The sequence below is a fragment of the Nonomuraea sp. bgisy101 genome (genome assembly GCF_057708945.1).
Map to the genome: position 1 here is coordinate 24,168 of NZ_JBYITD010000024.1, position 18,997 is coordinate 43,164.

General features: G+C 71.2%; 21 protein-coding genes. 5 read left to right on the top strand and 16 right to left on the bottom strand.

All coding sequences use genetic code 11. The features are described from left to right. Window positions 1–127: 127 nt before the first annotated feature. The 3 genes from AC3EO4_RS36650 to AC3EO4_RS36660 form a co-directional block, all read right to left on the bottom strand. Complete coding sequence (locus AC3EO4_RS36650) at window positions 128–1,249, bottom strand: alpha/beta hydrolase family protein (protein WP_379571809.1); 1,122 nt, start codon at window positions 1,247–1,249, stop codon at window positions 128–130. 129 nt (window positions 1,250–1,378) lie between these two features. After that, window positions 1,379–1,756: a hypothetical protein gene (locus AC3EO4_RS36655; protein ID WP_431900044.1), complete on the bottom strand. Its 378-nt coding sequence runs from the start codon at window positions 1,754–1,756 to the stop codon at window positions 1,379–1,381. A gap of 79 nt (window positions 1,757–1,835) precedes the next feature. Beyond that, complete coding sequence (locus AC3EO4_RS36660) at window positions 1,836–2,393, bottom strand: NADPH-dependent F420 reductase (protein ID WP_431900047.1); 558 nt, start codon at window positions 2,391–2,393, stop codon at window positions 1,836–1,838. Between the two features lie 59 nt (window positions 2,394–2,452). On the opposite strand from AC3EO4_RS36660, the gene AC3EO4_RS36665 reads away from it, so the two are divergent. Further along, on the top strand, window positions 2,453–2,803 hold the full coding sequence (locus AC3EO4_RS36665) for a winged helix-turn-helix transcriptional regulator (protein ID WP_379571815.1): 351 nt from the start codon (window positions 2,453–2,455) through the stop codon (window positions 2,801–2,803). On the opposite strand, the gene AC3EO4_RS36670 is transcribed toward AC3EO4_RS36665, so the two are convergent. Continuing rightward, window positions 2,793–3,590: a Cof-type HAD-IIB family hydrolase gene (locus AC3EO4_RS36670; protein ID WP_379571817.1), complete on the bottom strand. Its 798-nt coding sequence runs from the start codon at window positions 3,588–3,590 to the stop codon at window positions 2,793–2,795. The two genes, AC3EO4_RS36665 and AC3EO4_RS36670, sit on opposite strands and share 11 nt — an antisense overlap. A gap of 24 nt (window positions 3,591–3,614) precedes the next feature. Then, window positions 3,615–4,415 carry an alpha/beta hydrolase gene (locus AC3EO4_RS36675; RefSeq protein WP_431900049.1) on the bottom strand — a complete coding sequence of 267 codons (801 nt, stop codon included), beginning with the start codon at window positions 4,413–4,415 and terminating at the stop codon, window positions 3,615–3,617. A gap of 24 nt (window positions 4,416–4,439) precedes the next feature. Here AC3EO4_RS36675 and AC3EO4_RS36680 point away from each other — a divergent pair, with 24 nt between their 5' ends. After that, window positions 4,440–4,784: a hypothetical protein gene (locus tag AC3EO4_RS36680; protein ID WP_431900051.1), complete on the top strand. Its 345-nt coding sequence runs from the start codon at window positions 4,440–4,442 to the stop codon at window positions 4,782–4,784. Here AC3EO4_RS36680 and AC3EO4_RS36685 read toward each other — a convergent pair. Further along, window positions 4,777–5,046, bottom strand: a complete 270-nt coding sequence (locus AC3EO4_RS36685) for a DUF6968 family protein (RefSeq protein ID WP_379571822.1) — start codon at window positions 5,044–5,046, stop codon at window positions 4,777–4,779. The genes AC3EO4_RS36680 and AC3EO4_RS36685 overlap by 8 nt on opposite strands. Before the next feature lie 141 nt (window positions 5,047–5,187). On the opposite strand from AC3EO4_RS36685, the gene pcp reads away from it, so the two are divergent. Both pcp and pyrF read left to right on the top strand, forming a co-directional pair. Next, window positions 5,188–5,805 (top strand): pyroglutamyl-peptidase I, encoded by a 618-nt coding sequence (gene pcp, locus AC3EO4_RS36690; RefSeq protein WP_379571824.1) that lies wholly within the window; start codon window positions 5,188–5,190, stop codon window positions 5,803–5,805. Window positions 5,806–5,815: 10 nt separating this feature from the next. After that, window positions 5,816–6,622, top strand: coding sequence for an orotidine-5'-phosphate decarboxylase (pyrF, locus tag AC3EO4_RS36695; protein WP_379571826.1), 807 nt, complete (start codon window positions 5,816–5,818; stop codon window positions 6,620–6,622). Window positions 6,623–6,713: 91 nt separating this feature from the next. Here the strand turns inward: pyrF and AC3EO4_RS36700 are convergent, their stop codons facing one another. From AC3EO4_RS36700 to AC3EO4_RS36745, 10 genes are all read right to left on the bottom strand, one after another. After that, window positions 6,714–7,898 (bottom strand): low temperature requirement protein A, encoded by a 1,185-nt coding sequence (locus tag AC3EO4_RS36700; RefSeq protein ID WP_379571828.1) that lies wholly within the window; start codon window positions 7,896–7,898, stop codon window positions 6,714–6,716. Window positions 7,899–8,017: 119 nt separating this feature from the next. Beyond that, window positions 8,018–8,902: a ribokinase gene (gene rbsK, locus AC3EO4_RS36705; RefSeq protein WP_379571830.1), complete on the bottom strand. Its 885-nt coding sequence runs from the start codon at window positions 8,900–8,902 to the stop codon at window positions 8,018–8,020. Further along, the gene (locus AC3EO4_RS36710) at window positions 8,899–10,230 is read right to left on the bottom strand and encodes an ADP-ribosylglycohydrolase family protein (protein ID WP_431900053.1); all 1,332 of its coding nucleotides are present in this window, start codon (window positions 10,228–10,230) and stop codon (window positions 8,899–8,901) included. Before AC3EO4_RS36710 ends, rbsK begins: the two co-directional genes overlap by 4 nt. Then, on the bottom strand, window positions 10,227–11,366 hold the full coding sequence (locus AC3EO4_RS36715; protein WP_379571834.1) for an ADP-ribosylglycohydrolase family protein: 1,140 nt from the start codon (window positions 11,364–11,366) through the stop codon (window positions 10,227–10,229). The genes AC3EO4_RS36710 and AC3EO4_RS36715 overlap by 4 nt, the downstream gene beginning before the upstream one ends. Continuing rightward, window positions 11,363–12,331, bottom strand: a complete 969-nt coding sequence (locus tag AC3EO4_RS36720) for an ADP-ribosylglycohydrolase family protein (protein WP_379571836.1) — start codon at window positions 12,329–12,331, stop codon at window positions 11,363–11,365. The genes AC3EO4_RS36715 and AC3EO4_RS36720 overlap by 4 nt, the downstream gene beginning before the upstream one ends. 8 nt (window positions 12,332–12,339) lie before the next feature. Then, window positions 12,340–13,284 (bottom strand): ADP-ribosylglycohydrolase family protein, encoded by a 945-nt coding sequence (locus AC3EO4_RS36725; RefSeq protein ID WP_431900054.1) that lies wholly within the window; start codon window positions 13,282–13,284, stop codon window positions 12,340–12,342. Next, window positions 13,281–14,597: an ABC transporter substrate-binding protein gene (locus AC3EO4_RS36730; RefSeq protein WP_431900056.1), complete on the bottom strand. Its 1,317-nt coding sequence runs from the start codon at window positions 14,595–14,597 to the stop codon at window positions 13,281–13,283. Before AC3EO4_RS36730 ends, AC3EO4_RS36725 begins: the two co-directional genes overlap by 4 nt. Window positions 14,598–14,606: 9 nt before the next feature. Continuing rightward, a complete protein-coding gene (locus AC3EO4_RS36735) occupies window positions 14,607–15,425 on the bottom strand; it encodes a carbohydrate ABC transporter permease (RefSeq protein ID WP_379571842.1) in 819 nt (272 codons plus the stop codon). Then, window positions 15,422–16,333 carry a carbohydrate ABC transporter permease gene (locus AC3EO4_RS36740; protein ID WP_379571844.1) on the bottom strand — a complete coding sequence of 304 codons (912 nt, stop codon included), beginning with the start codon at window positions 16,331–16,333 and terminating at the stop codon, window positions 15,422–15,424. Before AC3EO4_RS36740 ends, AC3EO4_RS36735 begins: the two co-directional genes overlap by 4 nt. Further along, window positions 16,330–17,517 carry a LacI family DNA-binding transcriptional regulator gene (locus AC3EO4_RS36745; protein ID WP_431900058.1) on the bottom strand — a complete coding sequence of 396 codons (1,188 nt, stop codon included), beginning with the start codon at window positions 17,515–17,517 and terminating at the stop codon, window positions 16,330–16,332. The genes AC3EO4_RS36740 and AC3EO4_RS36745 overlap by 4 nt, the downstream gene beginning before the upstream one ends. Window positions 17,518–17,972: 455 nt before the next feature. Here AC3EO4_RS36745 and AC3EO4_RS36750 point away from each other — a divergent pair, with 455 nt between their 5' ends. Further along, window positions 17,973–18,932 (top strand): hypothetical protein, encoded by a 960-nt coding sequence (locus AC3EO4_RS36750; protein ID WP_431900060.1) that lies wholly within the window; start codon window positions 17,973–17,975, stop codon window positions 18,930–18,932. Window positions 18,933–18,997 lie beyond the last annotated feature (65 nt).

Consider the following 18,997-nt stretch of genomic DNA (forward strand, 5'->3'; position numbering starts at 1 on the left):
GCTCCTTTCCCTCCCCTCCTTGGTACGGCGCGGCGGCGCGAAACGCCAGGACGTGTTCCGCGTCACGGCACCACGTACCCAGGATCCGCCCGGCGGGCGAAGCCGCCGGGCGCGAGAGGGGCGGGCCTCAGGCTGGTTTCGCGGGTTTGTCGCCGGCGAGGCGGTCGGCGATGGCCAGGGCCGTGGTGCGCCAGATGGGCGTGCGGGGCGAGATCACCGCGAAGTGGTCGCCCGACATCTCCATGTAGGTCACCTCGTCTCCTGCCGCCTCGGCCGCCCTGGCGTACCTGCGGCTGAAGTCGATCAGGTCGAGGTCGTCGCCCGATCCCTGCACGATGAGCTGCGGCACTCCCAGCGGCAGCCGCAACAGCGGGCTCGACTCGGCGTACGTCGCGTGCGGCGACCCGCAGTCGCCGCGCGCGGGCCCGCCGAGGGCGGCGGCCACCGCGCCCGAGCTGAGGTGGCGCCGATCCCCCTCCACCAGGTCGAGCACCCCTGCCAGCGACACGGCCATGGCCACCTTCGCGCTGTCGGCCGCCGCCCGCAACGCGAGCTGCGCGCCCGCCGAGTGTCCGACGACCGCGACCCTTCCCAGGTCGAGCCGGGCGCCGGACAGCGAGGCCGCGACGCCGGACAGCGCGCCGAGGCCGTCAGCGACGTCGGCGGTCGTGGCGTCCCAGCCGTGCAGGTCGGGGCGGCGGTACTCCAGGTTCCACGCGGCGAACCCGCGCGCGGTCAGGTCGGCGCAGAGTGCGTCCATCAGGTCGGCGGCCCACACCGAGCGCCAGTACCCGCCGTGGACGAGCGCGACGACGGGCAGGGGGAGATCCGCGGTGCCGTGGGCGGGCAGGTGCAGGTCGCCCCACTGCTCGGGATGCTTGCCGTACCTGACGCGCAGCGGCCGCTGCCGGTCCTGGTGGACGGCGTGCCTGATCGCCCACGCCAGCCCGTCGATTCCCCTGCCGTGGATGTGGGCGGCTCCCTCGATCTGACGCACCCGGCTGAAGTCGCACCAGACGACCCCCTCGACCGAGCCCATGAGATCGCGCAGCTCACCCGAGGGTCCTGGGATCGCCACGACGGGGCCGCCCGCCGTACTGGAGAGGAGGGCGCGAGCCTCGACGGCGTCGCGGGCGTGTCGCAGCGCCCCGCTCACGCCGAGCGCCGCGAACTCGCGTTCGGCCACTTCCCCCAGCAATGCCCAGTCGGCCGCCAGACCCGGCCCGACGATCACCTGTACGTCCCTCATGAGGCAAGCATGCTGATCGTCTCCCCGGAGTCAAAGCCCATATGGACTTTTATCGGCCTTTCTTCGCGATATGGGGCCAATCAAGTAGAGAGAGGGGGCGCCGGGACGGCTCGCGCGATGTCACGGGTCTCAAGGTGACACAGTGCGTGCCGAACGCGAGGGCGTGAACGCCCACACCGCCAGCCACACGCTCAGGCCCATGATCGTCATGCCGAGCGGCACGTGGAGCGCCGTCGCGCCCGAACCTCCCGTGGCCGACTGGACGAAGCCCAGCAGCAGGACCGCCAGGCTTGCCAGAGCGGGCCGGCCCGGCCCCCGTCCCGGACGCCACACCAGGACGCCGACGATCAGCAGGAGCAGCCCCGCGGCATGGACGCCGCCCGCGCCCATGCCGTGGAGCGCCTTGCCGCCGCCGCTGAGCAGCTGACCGGCCGTGACGGCCTGGAGGAGCACCGCCGCCACGTTGACCAGGGCAAGGATCTTGAAGGGGGTGAGGTATTTGACCATGTCTGCCAGCATCTTGGCGGCGCTCTTCGGCGACATCCTCCGCCCGTCGTCATCGCGACTACACCGACGGGTGTAGTCGTCACAGCGGCGGCGCGATGGCCTGGGCGTCCAGCCCCTTGAACCACAGCCCGATCATGAAGGCGGCGGTCACCTCCAGCAGCGCGGCCCTGGCCAGCCCCCCGCCGTCGAACGGCGTGCACCCGAGGTCCTCGACCAGCCCCCTGGCCACCGCGAGCGCCTCCTCGTCGTCACCGCACAGGGGTACGGCCAGCGGGCGCCCGCCGAACAGCGGCGGCGTCATCCGCCAGACGTCCACGTGGCACAGGTTGAACGCCTTGACCACCCGCGCTCCCGTGGCGACCGCGACCCGCTCGGCCAGCGGGTGGTCGCCGGTCAGCTCGCCCCCCACGCTCGGGTTCGTGCAGTCGATGAGCACCTTGCCCTTCAGTGACCCGTCCACGACGTCGAGCGCCGCGTGGGAGGGGACGGCGAGCAGCACGGCGTCGCCGTACTCCATCGCCCGGGCGAAGGAGCCCTCATTCCTCCTGCTGCTGGTCATCACCTGGTGTCCCGCGCGACGCCACTGGGTGCCGAGGGCGTCGGCCATGCCGCCCGCGCCGAGAATGCCGATACGCATGCGTCCTCCTCGAAGGTGTAAGTAAGGACGAAGGTAGAAAATCCAATGGATACCGATTGGTGCGTGCCGCGATGTTCCTCGCCGACTGCCAGGCCAGGCTTGCCTTCGACCTGCTCGCCAACACGTGGAACGCCGTCGTGGTGTGGGCGCTGCGCGACGGGCCGAGCCGTCCGGCCGAGCTGCGCAGACGGATCGGCGGGATCAGCCCCAAGGTGCTGAACGAGACGCTGCGGCGCCTGGAGTTCAACGGGATCGTCTCCAGGGCCGCCTACGCCGAGGCGCCGCCCAGGGTGGAGTACGCACTGACGGACCTGGGGCGCAGCATGCTCGGGCCGATCGAGGCGTTCGGTGAGTGGGCGTTCGAGCACGCCGACGAGGTCATGGCCGCCCAGGAGGAGTTCACGGCGTGAAGTAGCCCTCCAGCACGACGGCGACCCCGTCCTCCGCGTTCGACAGGGTGTGGCGCTCGATCGCGGCCAGCACGGTGTGGTGGGAGTTGGCCATCGCGTAGCCCGTCCCCGCGTAGGCCAGAACGGCCAGGTCGTTGGGCATGTCGCCGAACGCCACCACGGCCGAGGGGGCGATGCCGCGCTCCTCGCACAGTCCGGCCAGCGTGCCCGCCTTGGTCACCCCCGCCGCGCTGATCTCCAGCAGCCCGCCGGCGCCCGAGTGGGTGATCTCGGCCTGGCCGTCGACGGCGGCGACGGCCGCGGTGAACATCTCGTCGGCGTGGTGCTCGCTGGACCAGGCCAGCAGCTTCACCACGGGCTCCGTGGCCGACCACACCGACTCGACCTGCCTGCGGTAGGGCAGGTCGGCGGGGACGTGCTTGCCGTACCCGGGCTCGAACAGCACGCCGGTGCCCGTCTCGATCGCGAACGCGACGCCCGGCAGCGCCTCGGAGAGGGTCCGCGCGACCGTGCGGGCGTCCTCAAGGCCGAGCGGGTGGGTCGCGAGGATCCGGCCCGCGGCGATGTCGTAGACGACCGCCCCGTTGCTGCAGATCGCCGTGCCCGACACGCCGGTCTCCTCGGCGATCCGCTCGATGGCGCGCGGCGGCCTGGCGGTGACGAACACCACCTCCGCGCCCGCCTGCCTGGCCGTCCTGAGTGCGCGGCGGGTGCGGGGGGTGACCGCGCCCGAGGGGTCGAGCAGCGTGCCATCGAGGTCCGTGGCGATCAGGCGGGGGAGGCTCATGCCGGGCATTATCCGGCATGAGCCTCAACGCGGGATCAGGGCCTTGATGTCGGAGAAGACCCGCTCGCAGGCCGGCCCTGCCTCGGGGGCGGCCTCCTGGATGAAGCCGTGCGCCAGCCCCGGCTCCTGCCGGTGGACGACCTTCACGCCCGCCTCGGCCAGCTTGGCGGCGTAGGCGTCGCCCTCGTCGCGCAGCGCGTCGTTCTCCGCGGTCACCAGGAGCGTGGTCGGCATGCCGTACAGGTTGGGCGACAGCAGCGGGCTGGCGGCGGGGCGCAGGGCGGGGTCGGGCACCCACTGGGCCACGAACCATTCCAGCGTCTCGGCGTCCAGGCCGAAGCCCGAGCCCTTGGAGACGACGCTCGGGCAGGAGAGCGTGAGGTCGGTGTTCGGGCACAGCAGCACCTGGAGCGCCGGCATCGCGCAACCCTCGTCGCGCAGCCGCATGCACGCCATCGTGGCCAGGTAGCCGCCCGAACTGTCTCCCGCGACCGCCACGGGCCTGGTCCAGCGCAGCACCTCGACCGCGTCGTCGAGGGCGGCGGGGCAGGGGTTCTCGGGGGCGAGCCGGTAGTCGACGGCCAGCACCTCGACGTCGCACTCCCGCGCGATCCTGCGGCAGGTCCTGTCGTGGGTCTCCAGATCGCCGAAGACCCAGCCACCACCGTGCAGGTACACGACCAGCGGGCGCGGTCGCTCGGCGGGGTGGTAGCGGCGCAGGCGCAGCCCCGAGGGGCTGGTCAGGTCGATGACCCGCACCATCTCGGGTCCTGGGGGGCGTTCACGGGTACGCGCCCTGAGCTCCAACAGTCTTACGTCAGACATAACGGCACATAGTAGGGTTTCCGGGTGCCTGAAAAAGCCGGAATCGGCTCCGCACTTCGATTCACCACCGAGTTGGCCGCCTGGATCGCCACGCCATGGGCGTTGGCGCCGCACTCCGTGGCGCTGGCGGTACTGTCCGTCATCGTGCTCATCGGGCTGCCGACGGTCTTCGCCACCCCCGGCGACAAGCGTCAGGTGATCGTCGCCGTGCCGGGTTTCGTGACGATCCTGCTGGTGGCGCTGCAGCTGGTCGCCGCCGTGGCGGCGTCGTGGGTGGCGTGGGCGCCCGCCGTCGCGGCCGTCGTGTCGGTGCTGGCCGCCGCGACCGTGGTGACCGAGATCCCGCGCTGGCGCCGCCTGGTCAGGTGAACTCCTCCCACACCAGCAACCCCTCGCGCGCCTCCGCCGACTCCGTGAGGGCGCTGCGCACCACGGTGAGCACGATCTCCAGCGCCTGCAGGGAGTCCACGCCGGTGACCTTCCTCTCGTGCTCCCAGCCGTCGAGCCCGTCGATCCTGTACGGGCAGGACCACTCCCCTGTCGGCTCCTCGAACGGCAGCCCGATCGTCACCGTGACCTCGCTGGGCGGCTCGGTCAGCAGCGTGAGAACACGCTGGGCGATCTCGTACATGCCAGGTGACTACCCAGGAGCGCGTGCCACGAAAGTGACCACGCCGAGATAGCCGTCGCCGTCCGGCCCGCCGGCTCACCACTGTCCCTCATGGTCGAGACTCGTACCGGACGTCAGGCGCCGCATCCAAGGAGCAGATGAATGTCGCGTGTGCTGGTCACGGGGTTCGAGCCGTTCGGCGGGGAGACGACCAACCCGTCCTACGACGCCGCCCTGCTGGTCCCCGGGGTGACCGCGGTCGAGCTGCCGTGCGTGTTCGCCGACGCGCCGGCCGCGCTGCGGGAGGCGATCGAGCGGCACGACCCCGCGCTGGTCCTGTGCATGGGCCAGGCGGGCGGGCGTGCGGTGATCTCGGTGGAGAAGGTGGCGATCAACCTCATCGAGGCGCGCATCCCCGACAACGCCGGCGCCCGGCCCTCCGGCCTGCCCGTGGTGGAGGGCGGGCCGGACGCCTACCTGTCCACGCTGCCGGTGAAGGCGATGGTGCGGGCCGTCAGGGCGGAAGGGATCCCCGCGGCCGTCTCCTACACGGCGGGCACGTTCGTGTGCAACCAGGTGGCCTACGCTCTGGCGCACCTGATCGCGACCGAGCGGCCCGGCCTGCGAGGCGGGTTCGTGCACGTGCCGTACGCGCCGCACCAGGTCACGGACACCGACCGGCCGAGCATGGAGACCGCCACGGTGGCACGGGCGCTGACCGCTCTGGTCAAGGCGTCGGACAGTCTCGAGGACGACCTCCCCGAGGGGGCCGTCCAGTAGAGTCGCGGGCATGAGCGAGCCGTTCGGCCGCCGGTTACGCGCGCAGATGGAGCGGCGGGGGCCGCTGTGCGTCGGCATCGACCCCAGCCCCGCGCTGCTGTCGGCGTGGGGCCTGGACGACTCCCCCGCGGGCCTCGAGCGCTTCACCCACACCGTCGCCGAGGCGGTCGGTGACCTCGCCGCCGCCGTCAAGCCGCAGTCGGCCTTCTACGAACGGTGGGGCAGCAGGGGCGTCGCCGTGCTGGAGCGCGTCATCCCCGCGCTGCGCGAGGCCGGCACGCTGGTGATCCTGGACGCCAAGCGCGGCGACATCGACACCACGATGGCCGCCTACGCCGAGGCGTACCTGGAGCAGGGCAGCCCGATGGCGGCCGACGCGCTGACCGTCAGCCCCTACCTCGGGTTCGGGTCGCTCGCCGGCACCCTCGCCGTCGCGCGCGGCAACGACGCGGGCGTGTTCGTGCTGGCCCGCACCTCCAACCCCGAGGCGAGCGCCCTGCAGAGCGCGGTCGCCGACCAGATCCTCGACGGGGTGGCGGAGGCCAACGAGGGCGCCGGCGGCCTCGGTTCGGTGGGGGTGGTCGTGGGCGCCACGCTCGACAAGGTGGGCCATCCGCTCGACCGTCTCGGCGGCCCGATCCTGTCCCCCGGTCTCGGCGCCCAGGGGGCCTCGCCCGCCGACGTGGCCAGACTCTTCGCGGGCGTGCGCCGGTCGGTGCTGCCCTCGGTGTCGCGTGCGGTGCTGGCCGACCCCGGTCGCGTGCGGCCGCTGGTGGAGCGCTACCGCGACGAGTGCGCCGAGCGGCTGCGCGACTAGGGCCGCCCGTGGTCGCCCACGACCGGAACCGGTCGGTTGGCCACGAGCCGTACTCCCCTGGCAGGTCCTGCCACGGGGGACGGTGATCTCGCTACTGTTCGTCGGCGGGCACGACCGGCTTGGGGGAACGGCCGAAGTGTTCGACGGCGAGGGCCGTGACCAGCAGGGCGACGAGAACGGCGAGCTGGGAGAGGGCCGTCCACAGGCCGAGGAGGATCGTCACGGGCGCCAGCACCGCTGCCGTCCGGCGCAGCGGACGTGAGGGCATGCCGAGGACACGCCGGTACATCATGTCACCGACCAGGTAGAGCGTGATGCCCGCCGACAGGGCGATCGCCGGGCCGGGGTGCATGTGGTCGAGTGGGTGGCCGAGCGCTTCCTTGACACCCGCCGCGACCGCGACGATGCCGAGCAGCATGGGAATGTGGGCGTAGAAGTACGCGCCGAGGATCAGTCTGGTCCGGCGTACCACTTCGGCCAGGGCGAGCGTGCGTTCGGCGGCCACCTCGTCCTCAGCGCCGAAGTAGCTCCACCACAGGCAGGCCGCGAGGACCAGCCCCAGAGTGGCCGCGACCAGCAGGCCGGGAGCGACGCTGCCGTGTGCCCCGATGCCGATCGCCACGACAGACTCCCCGAGCGCCACGATCACCAGCAGCCCGTGCCGTTCCACGATATGTGCAGGGTGCAGCGGGAAGCCCCTCTGCCCGATGAAGTACGGGCTGCCCCACAGCAGCACCATCGCGGCGACCCACAGGACGTAGACGAGAACGCCGGTGACGAAGCCGGCGGCGAACAGCAGCGCCGTGGCCGCCAGGTTGAACGGTACGACCCGGACGAACGAGGCGGTGGCCTGCAGGTAGAGTCCCGCGTGGACGAGCACGATGATCAGGTAGCCGAGCGCGAAGGCCCACCCGCCACCGTTGAAGGCCGTGGGAATGGCCAGGGCCATGATGAGGAATCCGACCATGCCCAGCAGGACGAGGATCCGCCGCGCGGGACGGACGGGCGGGATCGTGTTGGTCAGCCACGCGTATCCGGCGTACATCCACCAGATGACGCCGAACACGAGCAGCACCCGCAGGGCGCCCGCAGCGGGCCCGCCGTGGTCCTGAACACCGGGGGCACCGTCCTTGAACCCGTCCACGAGAAGCGTGGTCAGCTGCGTGACGGTGAAGACGAAGACCAGGTCGAAGAAGAGTTCAAGGGTGGAGACGCGGAGTACTTGGTCTGGGGAGGTGGGTTCGACACGCTCGGCGAACCAGCTGGGGAGACGCATGCGCCCATTTTCCCGGCATTTCCGTCACTATGAACGCGTTTGTCCTGCCCGAACCCCGCCGCCGCGACCGGCGCCCCTCCCCGAAGGACGCCGGCGCGTGAGCGGCAAGGGGTGAGGGGTCAGCCGAGCGCCGCGTCGATCTGCGCGCGGGTCGGCATCGAGGTGCTCGCGCCTTCGCTCTGCACGGAGATGGAGGCCGCCACCGAGGCGAAGCGGAGCGCCTCCTCGGGCTCCAGACCCTCCGACCTGGCCACCGCCAGCGCGCCGACGAACGTGTCGCCCGCCGCTGTCGTGTCGACCGCCTTCACCTGGACGGCGGGCACCCGCAGCCGCAGCCCGTCGCGCGAGCCGTACAGCGCCCCTTCGGAACCCAGGGTGATCACCGCCTCGGGCACCCGCTCCAGCAGCGCGTCCAGCGCCTTCTCCGGGTCCTCGACGCCGGTGATCGCCGCCGCCTCGTGCTCGTTCGGCACGATCAGCGTCACCGCGTCGAGCAGGTCGGCGGGCAGCGGCTGGGCGGGAGCCGGTGTGAGGATCACCGGCGCGCCCGACGCGTGGGCCGCCTTCGCCGCGCTGATCACGGCCGCCATCGGCAGCTCCAGCTGCAGCAGCACCGCGGAGGAGCCGGCGATGAGCTCCAGGTCGTCCTGCGAGGGCCCGGTCACCGTGCCGTTCGCGCCGGGGACCACGATGATCGAGTTGCCGCCCGAGTCCTCCACCACGATGTGCGCGATGCCGCTGGTGCCCTGCACCTGCCGTAGCACGCTGACGTCGACGCCCGACTCCACGAGGGTCGCCCGCAGGACCACCCCGAAGGAGTCGTCGCCGACCGCGCCCAGGAAGGCGACGTCCGCGCCCGCGCGGGACGCGGCGATCGCCTGGTTGGCACCCTTCCCTCCGGGGATGGTGCGGAAGGAGCGACCCGTAACAGTCTCTCCGAGCTTGGGCGCCGTGGGCACGTAGGCGACCAGATCCATGTTCGCGCTGCCGAAGACCGAGATCATGCCACCATCATCCTCTCTGTGCGCCGCGCCAGCTCACTCAGGGCGATGCCGTCGAACCCGGTCAGGCTGCTGGCCAGGCTGTCGCGCATCCGCCACTGGCCGGGCACCCCGCCGTTCAGCGCGCCGACGATCGAGCCGACCGTCGCGCCCGCCGAGTCGGTGTCCCAGCCGCCCGCCACCGCACCCGCGATCGAGGCGGTGAAGTCGCCGTCGCCGTGCACGAGCGTGGCCGCGACCAGGGCGGCGTTGTTGATCGTGTGAACCCAGTGCAGGTGTCCGTGCCGCTCGTGCAGGCGGTCGAGGACCTGCTCGAAGTCGGCCAGGCGCCCGGCGTCCTCGACGGCCTGCCGTACGGCGTGAGCCAGCCTGGAACCGGGCGGGACCACGGACAGGCCCGCCTCGACCACCTCTTTCACCGAGCTCGCCACCATCGACCGGGCGCACATGGCGGCCACGAACATCGCGCCGTAGACGCCGTTGGCCGTGTGGGTGAGCCTGGCGTCGCGCCAGGCGTACTCGGCGGCCTTCGCCGGGTCGCCAGGGTTGACCCAGCCGTACACGTCGGTCCTGATCAGCGCGCCGATCCACTCGCGGAACGGGTTGCGGCGGGTCGCGGTCTCCGGCGGTTCGACGCCCGCCAGCAGATTGCGGTAGGCGACGCGCTCGGCGGTGAAGGTACGGCCTGCGGGCAGCTCGTCGAGCCAGAGCTTGGCCACGTCGTCGGTGGTGAAGTCGCGGCCGTGCCGCTCCAGCACCGACAGGGCCAGCAGCGGGTAGTTGAGGTCGTCGTCCTCGGGTACACCGTCGATGTTCTCGGCCAGCGAGTTGACCGCGCTGCGCCGGTTCCACGGCCACCGCTCGTTGATCTCGGACGGCAGGCCTGCCGCGGTGAACCAGCCGCGGATCGGCCAGTTCCCTGTGGCCTCGGCGATGGCTCTGACGCCCTCGCGCGGGATCTTCTCCACCGGCTTGCCGAGCACGCACCCTGCGGCCCTGCCCAGCCACGCGCCCAGCACCCTGTCGTGATCGGGCCGCTCTGCCCTCCCGCCGGCGACCGGCCAGGCCGGGCACAGGGAGACGATCTCCGCGAGGCCGGAGGGCTCCTCCAGCGGCGACTCGCGCGAGGAGAGCTCGTCCAGCAGCTCCTCGGCCAGCCCGCGCAGCCCGAGCGCGTCGGGCGGGGAGGCGCCCGCGCGGGGTGGCGCTTCGTGGCCGCCCGCCGCGTGCCAGCGCGCCGCGACGTCCGCCACGTCGCGCCCGTCCTCGGCGGCCTGGCGTAGCTCGTGCCCCACCAGGTCCTCGGGCTGCACCCAGGTGAGCCTGATCATTCGCCGGCCAGTTCGGCGAAGGCGTCCTCGTGGGCGCGCCGCCTGGCCACGTCGTCGCGGTGGATCCTCCGCGCGACGCCGGCGAGGGCGACGCCGGGCGCCACCAGGTCGGTACGGCTGGCCGTACCGACCTGCGACACCCACGCGGACGGCACGGCCGACAGCCCGCCGAGCGCCCCGGCGATCGCGCCGCCCATGGAGGCGATGGAGTCGGCGTCGCGCCCGTAGTTGACCCCGCCGAGCACGGTGTCCCTGTAGTCGCCCTTGGCGATCAGCAGGAACGCCAGCGCCAGCGGCAGCTCCTCGATGCTGTGCACGCGGGACGGCCGCCGGGCGCCGAGCCCCTGGTCGCGGTAGGTGTCGGCGACGGTGTCGTAGGGCCGCATGGCCGCGCGCAGCGCCTCGAAGGAGCCCTCCCAGTGGCCGAAGTCGCGAGCCCGCGAGCACACCGCGTCGATCGCGGCCCTGGTCCCGTCCTTGGCCAGCCGCGAGGCCACGGCCACCACCGAGTCGGCCGTCGCCCCCTGCCGCATGGCCTCGGCCACCGCGCCCGCCATGACGCCAGCGGCCTCGCGGCCGTAGGAGGACTGGTGCGCCCCCGTCAGGTCGATCGCCTCGGCGTAGGCGGCGTCGGGGTCGCCCGCGTTGACGACGCCGACCGGCGCGACGTACATGGCGGCGCCGCAGTTGACGATGTTGCCGACGCCCGCCTCGCGCGGGTCGACGTGCCCGTAGTGCAGGCGTGCCACGATCCACTTCTCGGCGAGGAAGACCCGCTGCAGCGGCAGCGCCTCGGCTTCGAGCTCGGGGATCCACTGCTTCTGCGCCATCATCTCCGGCACCATGTGCTCGGCCATCGCATAGGCGTCGAGGTGTCCGGCGGTCTTCTCGTAGACGCGGATCAGCGCGTGCGTCATCAACGTGTCGTCGGTGATGTGGCCGTCGCCCTTGTGGTACGGCGCGATCGGCCGCGCGTTGCGCCAGTCGGAGTTGAAGGGCGGCACGACCCCCTCGACCGTCCCGCCGTACCGCTGCGTGATCTGCTCGGGAGTCCAGCCTTCGGTGGCGCCGCCGAGGGCGTCACCGACCGCCGCTCCCGCCACGCAACCAGCGGCCTTGTCTTCCAGCGGCGTCATGCCATTCCCTCCGAAATATCCACTAGATCCCTGCCGGCCAGTTCGGGCAGGCAGCACCCGGCCAGCCTCCGTGCGGAGGCGGCCCACCCCTCAGGTATCACCGAGAATCCGCCGCAGGCGCCGGTGATCGCGCCGGTGAGCGCGGGCGCGGAGTCGGCCACCGCCGACAGGCACGCGGCGGCCGGCACGGCCTGCGCGAGCGATCCGCCCGACACCTCGGCCAGCGCCAGCGCGACGGGCACCGTCACCGAGGCGGAGACGGCGTAGCTGTAGACGTGGTCGATCAGCGCGGCGTCGAGCTCGGGCACCGCGGCGAAGGCCGCTCCCGCCTTGCGCGCGACGCGCAGCGCCGTCCTGGCGTTGAGGCCGATCGCGCTGTCCTCGGGCAGCTCGGCCAGCGCCGCCTCGACCGCCGCGGCCGCCGAACCGCTCTCGACGGCCGCCCCGACCGCCGCGGCCATCGCCTTCGCGCCGAGAACGCCGTCTCCCGCGTTGGTGATCCGCGCGTCGGGGACAGGGTCGCGGCCCGTGGCGCCGAACGCGACGGCCCGCACGGCGGCCGCGTCGTCGAAGAAGTGTGGGTTGTCGTGCCCGCTGGCGGGCGGCTCGACGCCGCGCCGCAGGTTGTCCAGCGCGGTCGTCACCGAGATCCGCGCCCGCAGGTCGTCGCGCTCGGCCAGGTCGAGGAAGGCCCTCACCCTGTCCTGCGCGATGGTCAGCGCCGTCCACGCCAGCCACTCGGCGTCGTCGGAAGGCCCGACGGCCAGCGGCGCGGTCTGCTGGTTGAGCGCGAACGGCACCGGCAGCGTCGTGACCCTGTGCTCCTCGGCGAAGGCGTCGAGCTCGCGGTGCAGCCGCCTGCTCCACGGCGCGTGCAGCGCGGAGCGATGCCTGGCGGCCGGCCAGCCCGCCGCGTCGCCCACGGCCAGGCCGACGAACGCGCCTGTGATCCTGTCCCCCGACATGTGTTGTCCTAGAGTCCTCTCGCCAGCTCGTCCGCGACGTCGAGCACGTGCCTGCCCGCGACCACCGGCAGACACTTGCCGGTGGCGGGGCCGATGCGCTCGGCCCACCTGGCGGGCACGCCGCCCTCGCCCTGTCCCGCGCCCGACAGCGCGCCCGCGATGGCGCCGATGGTGTCGGCGTCGCGGCCGAGACTGACCGCGTACGTCACCGACTCCTCCACGTCGCCTTCGCCGTGCAGGTAGGCGGCGAACGCCAGCGCCACGGCCTCGGGCGCGAGGTCGGTCCACGGGTAGTGCCTGATCACCACGGCCTCGTGCAGCCGCTCGGGTGAGTCCCTGAGCGGGCGCGCCCTGGCGATGGTGCGCGCGGTCCACGAGTCCTCGGGGATCGCGGCCAGTCCCGCGTCGACCGCCTCCTCAGGAGCGGCCCCCGCCATCGAGGCCGCCACGGCCGCGGCCACCGCCCTGCCGCCGTTGATGCCCTCTCCCTCGCCGCTGACCAGGCCGTCCTGCTCGATCAGCCGCGCCGCCTCCGCGGGATCGCCAGGGCAGAAGATCCCGTACGGCGCCGCCCTCATCGCCAGGCCGTCCGACCAGCCGTGCGAGTGGATCATCCCGGTCATGGGCGGCTCGAGGCCGCGCCTGAGCGCCTGGATGGTGCCGAGCTCGGAGAAGCCGGCGCCCTTCATCGGGCCGAGCACCGCGGGGATGATCTCCCTGCGGTAGGCGTCGGCCACGTCCTCGGCGGTCAGCTCGTGGCCGTGTCGCACCAGCAGGGACGCGGCGAAGATGGCGTACTCGGTGTCATCGGTGCCGCCGCCCTCGATCTCGGTGAGCCTGCCCCATCTGGCGGCGATCTGGGCGGGTTCCATGTTCTCGGCGGGCGCGCCGAGGGCGTCGCCGGCCGCGAGGCCGAGCAGACACCCTCGGGCGCGATCCTGCGTCAAGGTCACGAGGAGTACCGCTCCAGCACCTTGTTGCCCTCCTCGACCAGCTTCGCCGCCGCCTCGTCGAGAGAGATCTTGTTGGCGTAGTACTGCTGCAGGGTGGGGGTGGCCACCTTGCTCTTCCACTCGTCGAAGCCGTTGACCTTGAGGAACGGCGCGACGACCAGGTTCTTCGCCGAGGCGGTGGCCACGTCCCAGCCGTTCTCCTCAGTGGTGATCGACGGGTCGGCGGCGGCCTTCTGCGAGGTCGGCAGCAGCCAGTCGCCCTTGGCGAGCTTGGCCTGGTTCGGGCCGTTCAGGAAGAACGACATGAACTTGATGGACTCCTCGGGGTGCTTGCTGTCGGCCGAGACCGACAGGGTCTGGGAGACCGCGCCCTGGTTGGCGGTCTCGCCCTTCATCGGGGGAAGCGTGACCCACTCGAAGCCGTCGGGAGCCTGCTCCACGACCTGCTGGCGCAGGTAGACGCCGACGGGCAGCAGCGCGTACTTGCCGCCGAAGAAGCCGGGCAGCGGGTCGGCGGTGCCCATGCCGAGCGCCGACGGGTCGGCCGACTTGTCCTTGTAGAGCTGGTCGTGGATGCGCTGGAGCACCTGCTTCTCCTCGGCTCCGACCTTGACCGTGGTCTTGCCGTCGGCGCCGGTCTGGAAGAAGGTGCCGTTGAAGTTGAGCGCCAGGTTGAGCGTCTTGTTGACAGGCGACTTCATCGGCCACGCCACGCCGAACGTCTCGCCCTTGGTCAGCTTCTTGCTGACCTCGGCGAACTCGTCCCAGGTCCAGGGGGAGTCCACGGTGGGCACGCGCACCTTCGCGGCGTCGAGCAGCTTCTTGTTGGCGATGATGACCTGCGACTCCTGCAGGAACGGCACGCCGTAGACACCCTGGTTGCCCTTGCCGTCCTCGAAGGTGACGGTGTCCCACGCCGACTGGGGGATGTCGCTCTTCAGCTCGGCGGGCACCTTGTCCTTCAGGTCCAGCAGGTAGCCGCGCGAGGCGAAGCCGGACAGCGCGGGGGAGTCGTCGTGGATGACGTCGGGCGCGTCGCCACCCTCGAAGGAGGTGACGAGCTGGTCGTTGACGTTGTCCCAGCTGCCCTGGACGTAGGTGACCTGGATGTTCGGGTTGGCCTTGTTCCAGGCGTCCACGAGCTCCTTGTTGGCGGCCACGGACTCCTTCTGCCAGGCCAGGCTGAGGAAGTTCAGCTTCACCGGCTCGCCACCGGACTTGGCGGGCTCGGCGGCGTCGCCGCCACCGCCGGAGCCGCACGCGGCCGCCATGGCGACGATCGCCGCGACTGCCAAAGCGGATTTGATACGCATAAGAGCCTCCTAGCCCTTGACCGCTCCGGCCATGAGGCCGGACCTCAGCCGTCGCTGGATGATTGCGAAGAAGATCAGGCTGGGGATCGTCGCCACGACCGATGCGGCGGCCAGCGGACCCAGCCTGGACACTCCCTCAGGCCCGGTGAAGCGGACCAGAGTGAGTGGCAGTGTCATCACGTCGGGGTCCTTGAGGACCACGAGCGCGAAGAGGAACTCGTTCCACGACGAGATGAACGAGAACAACAAGGTGGCCACCACGCCGGGGGCCAGTAGCGGCGCCACCACGCTCACGATCGACCGCACGCGTCCGGCGCCGTCGACGGAGGCGGCTTCCTCCAGTTCGGGTGGCACCGCCCGCACGTAGCCCTGCAGCATCCACAGTGCGAACGGCAGCGTGAACGTCACATGCACGATGATCAGGCCGGGCAGCGTGCTCACCAGATCGAGGTTCCGCAGCACCATGAAGAGCGGGATGATGATCAGGATGAACGGGAAGACCTGGCTGACCAGCACCCACCCGACCGCGATCTTGCTGACCAGACTGCGGTGGCGGGCGATGGCGTAGGCCGCGGGCAGGGCGATGACCACGGTGAGAACCGCGCTGCACAACGCCACGATGAGGCTGCGCACGCCCGCGCCCACCAGATCCTGCTCGGTGAAGGCGGCCTCGAAGTTGCTCAGGGTCGGCTCGCGCGGGATCCACGCCGGGTTCAGGTTGGCCATCTCCTGCGGCGTCTTGAACGCCGTCGACAGCAGCCAGACCAGCGGGAACACCAGGAAGATCATGTAGGCCAGGAGCGCGGCGTACTTCGGGATCTGCTTCATGACGCCTCCCTCATCTGCCGCCAGAGATAGACGCCGAGCACCGCGAGCACGACGATCATGGTCGCCACGCCCAGCGCCGCCGCGTAGCCGAAGAAGCCGTAGCGGAAGGCCTGCTCGTAGGCGAAGAGCATGGGCAGCCGCGTCTGACCTCCAGGACCGCCCTGGGTGAGCACGTAGACGAGGCTGAACTGGTTGATGTTCCACACGAAGTCGAGCGAGGTGATGGCCACGATCACGGGCCGCAGCTGCGGCAGTGTGATGTTCCAGAACCTGCGCCAGGTGCCCGCGCCGTCGACCTCGACCGCCTCGTACAGTTCCTTCGGCACGCCCTGGAGCCCTGCCAGCAGAACCACGGTGGTCTGCGGCATGCCGCTCCAGACGCCCATCACGATCACGGCGGGCAGCGCCAGCGAGAAGTCGGCGAGCCAGTCGATGTCGGTGCCGAGCATGCTGTTGAGAATGCCCGCGTCGGGGTGGTAGACCAGGCGCCACATCAGGCCGATCACCACGGGCGGCATCGCCCACGGCACGACCGCGAGGACCCTGGCCAGGCCCCTGAACCGCAGGTTCTGGTTCAGCAGGATGGCCAGGCCGAGCGAGAGCAGGAACTGCAGGCCCGTGACCGAGACCGCCCAGATCAGGCCGATCCTGAAGGAGGACCAGAAGTCGGCGTCCGACAGCAGGTCGACGAAGTTCTGCGGGCCCACGAACTCGTAGACCGCGTTACGGCCCGCGCGCGCGTCGGTGAAGGCGAGGCCGATGCCGTACAGCAGCGGGCCGACGCTGAACAGCAGCACCGGCACCAGCGCGGGGAGCATCAGCAGCAGCGTCTCGCGGCCCTGCCTCGAACGGACCTTGCGGCGCGGGTTCGGCGAGGTGCGCGAGGGTCTGGTCGCGACCGCCGTCATGGCGTGCCTCCCTTCGGCTGTGGTGCGGCTTGGACGGGTACTGCGGTGACGGCGGCTTCCCCCGTGCTCTCCCGGTCAGGTCCTGGTCCTGTCGTCCGGCTGGGGGAACCCGCCCGGGGAGTGGACGCCTCCCCTCCCGCGGAGAGCGCCTGTCCGGCGGAGACCGGTCTCCGCTCGGCGCCTTCGCCGGCCGTGGAGGCCCTGACGACGAGCACGGGCGGCACCGTGACCAGCCGCGGTTCCCTGTCCATGTCGTTGAGCCGGTCGAGCAGCAGCTCGGCGGCGGCCTTGCCGCGTTCTGCGGAGCCCAGCGAGACGCTCGTCAGGGACGGCCACGAGGCGGCGGCCAGGTCGGTGTCGTCCATGCCGACCACCGCCACGTCCTCGGGCACCCGCAGTCCCGCCGCGCGCAGCACGTCGAGCGCGCCCAGCGCGATCAGGTCGTTGGCGCACATCAGCGCGTCCACACCGGCCGCCCGGTCGAGCAGGGCGCGCGCCGCGCGCGCCCCCTCGGCCCGGTAGAAGTCGCCGACCTCGACGATCCCCTCGTCGTACGGCAGGCCGCGCTCCTTCAGCGCCTCCCTGTAGGCGGCGGCGCGCGCCGCACCGGGAACCGTGTCGAGCGGGCCGTTGAGGAAACCGATCCTGCGGCGGCCGAGGCCGTGAAGATGGTCGATGGCGAGCCTGACGCCGGTGCGCGAGTCGGCCCTGACGTTGTCGACCCGCGTGCCGTCCGGCACCGAACCGATGATGACGACGGGCGCCCGTGCAGTCGCGATCGTCTTCAGGTGCTCGTCGGTGACGCGCAGCGGACTCATGATCAGCCCGTCGACGTAACGCTCGCCGAGGCTGTGCAGCACGTCGATCTCGTCGGCCACGATGGCGTCGGTGGAGTGCAGGACGAGCCGGTATCCAGCCGCCTTGAGCACCGGCTGGATCTGCCGCACCATCGCCAGGTAGACGGGGTTGCCGATGTCGGCCATGGCGAAGGCGACCTGGTTGGTGCGGCGCGACTTGAGGCTCCTGGCCACGGCGTTGCGCACGTAGCCGAGCTCCTCCGCGGCGGCCAGCACCTTGCGGACCGTCTCCTGCCGGGTGGGCAGGCCGTTGAGCACCCGCGAGACGGAGGCGATCGACACCCCGGCCCGTTCGGCGATCGTGTTGATCGTGGGTCCCTCGGCCAAGGCTGCCCTCCCTCTCGGTTTGTAAACGTTTACAGTAAAGAAGCTGTAAACGTTTACGGCGCTGGGCCCATGAAACATGCACGTAACTTCGAGGGTCAAGTCACGATCACGTAACACCAGGTCAACGCCCGGTTGATCGTCTCAGGGCGCCCGTCACGCCGGCCCATCCGACGGCGGCGGCGGCAGCGACCGGTTCGTCGGCCGAGGCGAGCCCGAACGAGAGGGGCTCCCAGGCTGCGGCAGGCGTACGGTCACCGCTCGTTCACGCGGCGCGAGAAGGCGACGGTCCCCGTCCCGCGCGAGCTCACGGACCGTTTCACTCTCGGGACGGATGATCGTTCTGGATGGGAAACGTTTACCGTCCAGCCATCCATGATCACTCTGATGGACAGCCATGATCCTTACGTTTGCGGCGTTTGTGCACACTCCCCCTCATCGCATGCGGAAGGACATTCATGCGGATCGGCACTCGTGCACTGGCCGTCATCGCGACGGTATTCCTCACCATCAGCTCGGTCGGACTGTCGGGGATCCCGGCGACCGCCGCCGACGACCCCGCCCTCGCCGCCCTGACCCAGGTCGTCCCCGACATCGTCGAGGAGGCCAAGACCACGCCGCCCACGGAGATCCCCGAAGGCAACACCCAGCAGCCCTTCGCGGCCTCCACCGCCGTCGACAACTCGCTCACGGCGACCGTGAGCGACTCCGACATCGGCATCGGCACCCCCGACGCGGTGGGCACCGGCAACCAGCCGCTGCCCGGCCTGGTGACCTACGCGGCCAAGCAGCCGAGCGTCGCCTTCGCGCACAACCGCACCGGCCAGGTGGCCCGCGTGCTGACCGTGATCAAGGACTCCTCGGCGCCGACCGAGTACCGCTTCCCGATCAGTGCTCCGGAGAACAGCACGCTGGAGCTGGACGAGGACGGCTCGACGGTGCTGATCTACAACGAGGAGGTCTACCTCGGTGAGATCGACGCTCCGTGGGCCAAGGACGCCAACGGCAACCCCGTTCCCACCACCTACCGCGTCGAGGGCATGACGCTGGTTCAGACCGTCAACCACGCGGGCGCCGCCTACCCCGTGGTCGCCGATCCGGCGCTGAAGCTGCAGTGCACCTGGTGGAAGGCCATGTGCAGGGTCATCTTCTCGCGGACCGTCACCAAGAGGATCCACAACGCCTGGCTGTACGGCGGCGCGGCCGCCGCCGCCGAGGTGCTCAAGTACGTCTGCGACAAGATCAAGGAGAAGCGGGTCAAGCTGATCTGCAAGGTGGCGGTCGTGACCGGCATCGCCTCCTTCATCTACAAGATCCGCGAAGCCGCGCAGAAGAACCAGTGTTTCGCCATCCGAGCGCAGTGGCCCGGGCCGATCACCTGGGGTGAAGTGCGCAAGCAGAGCTGCTCGACCAGGTAGTCCTTCTCTCCCCCTGCTTGTCCGGCGCCCCCGTCATCGCGGCGGGGGCGTCGCCCTACGTCCGC

Bases quoted from the DNA above. Each gene is read 5' to 3' on its own strand.
- pcp (WP_379571824.1), top strand. From the start codon at position 5,188: ATGTCGCGTGTGCTGGTCACGGGGTTCGAGCCGTTCGGCGGGGAGACG.
- AC3EO4_RS36710 (WP_431900053.1), bottom strand. From the start codon at position 10,230: ATGATCAGGCTCACCTGGGTGCAGCCCGAGGACCTGGTGGGGCACGAG.
- AC3EO4_RS36700 (WP_379571828.1), bottom strand. From the start codon at position 7,898: ATGCGTCTCCCCAGCTGGTTCGCCGAGCGTGTCGAACCCACCTCCCCA.
- AC3EO4_RS36670 (WP_379571817.1), bottom strand. From the start codon at position 3,590: ATGAGCCTCCCCCGCCTGATCGCCACGGACCTCGATGGCACGCTGCTC.
- AC3EO4_RS36735 (WP_379571842.1), bottom strand. From the start codon at position 15,425: ATGAAGCAGATCCCGAAGTACGCCGCGCTCCTGGCCTACATGATCTTC.
- AC3EO4_RS36740 (WP_379571844.1), bottom strand. From the start codon at position 16,333: ATGACGGCGGTCGCGACCAGACCCTCGCGCACCTCGCCGAACCCGCGC.
- pyrF (WP_379571826.1), top strand. From the start codon at position 5,816: ATGAGCGAGCCGTTCGGCCGCCGGTTACGCGCGCAGATGGAGCGGCGG.
- AC3EO4_RS36660 (WP_431900047.1), bottom strand. From the start codon at position 2,393: ATGCGTATCGGCATTCTCGGCGCGGGCGGCATGGCCGACGCCCTCGGC.
- AC3EO4_RS36715 (WP_379571834.1), bottom strand. From the start codon at position 11,366: ATGACGCCGCTGGAAGACAAGGCCGCTGGTTGCGTGGCGGGAGCGGCG.
- rbsK (WP_379571830.1), bottom strand. From the start codon at position 8,902: ATGATCTCGGTCTTCGGCAGCGCGAACATGGATCTGGTCGCCTACGTG.
- AC3EO4_RS36675 (WP_431900049.1), bottom strand. From the start codon at position 4,415: ATGTCTGACGTAAGACTGTTGGAGCTCAGGGCGCGTACCCGTGAACGC.
- AC3EO4_RS36685 (WP_379571822.1), bottom strand. From the start codon at position 5,046: ATGTACGAGATCGCCCAGCGTGTTCTCACGCTGCTGACCGAGCCGCCC.
- AC3EO4_RS36720 (WP_379571836.1), bottom strand. From the start codon at position 12,331: ATGTCGGGGGACAGGATCACAGGCGCGTTCGTCGGCCTGGCCGTGGGC.
- AC3EO4_RS36655 (WP_431900044.1), bottom strand. From the start codon at position 1,756: ATGGTCAAATACCTCACCCCCTTCAAGATCCTTGCCCTGGTCAACGTG.
- AC3EO4_RS36650 (WP_379571809.1), bottom strand. From the start codon at position 1,249: ATGAGGGACGTACAGGTGATCGTCGGGCCGGGTCTGGCGGCCGACTGG.
- AC3EO4_RS36730 (WP_431900056.1), bottom strand. From the start codon at position 14,597: ATGCGTATCAAATCCGCTTTGGCAGTCGCGGCGATCGTCGCCATGGCG.
- AC3EO4_RS36750 (WP_431900060.1), top strand. From the start codon at position 17,973: ATGCGGATCGGCACTCGTGCACTGGCCGTCATCGCGACGGTATTCCTC.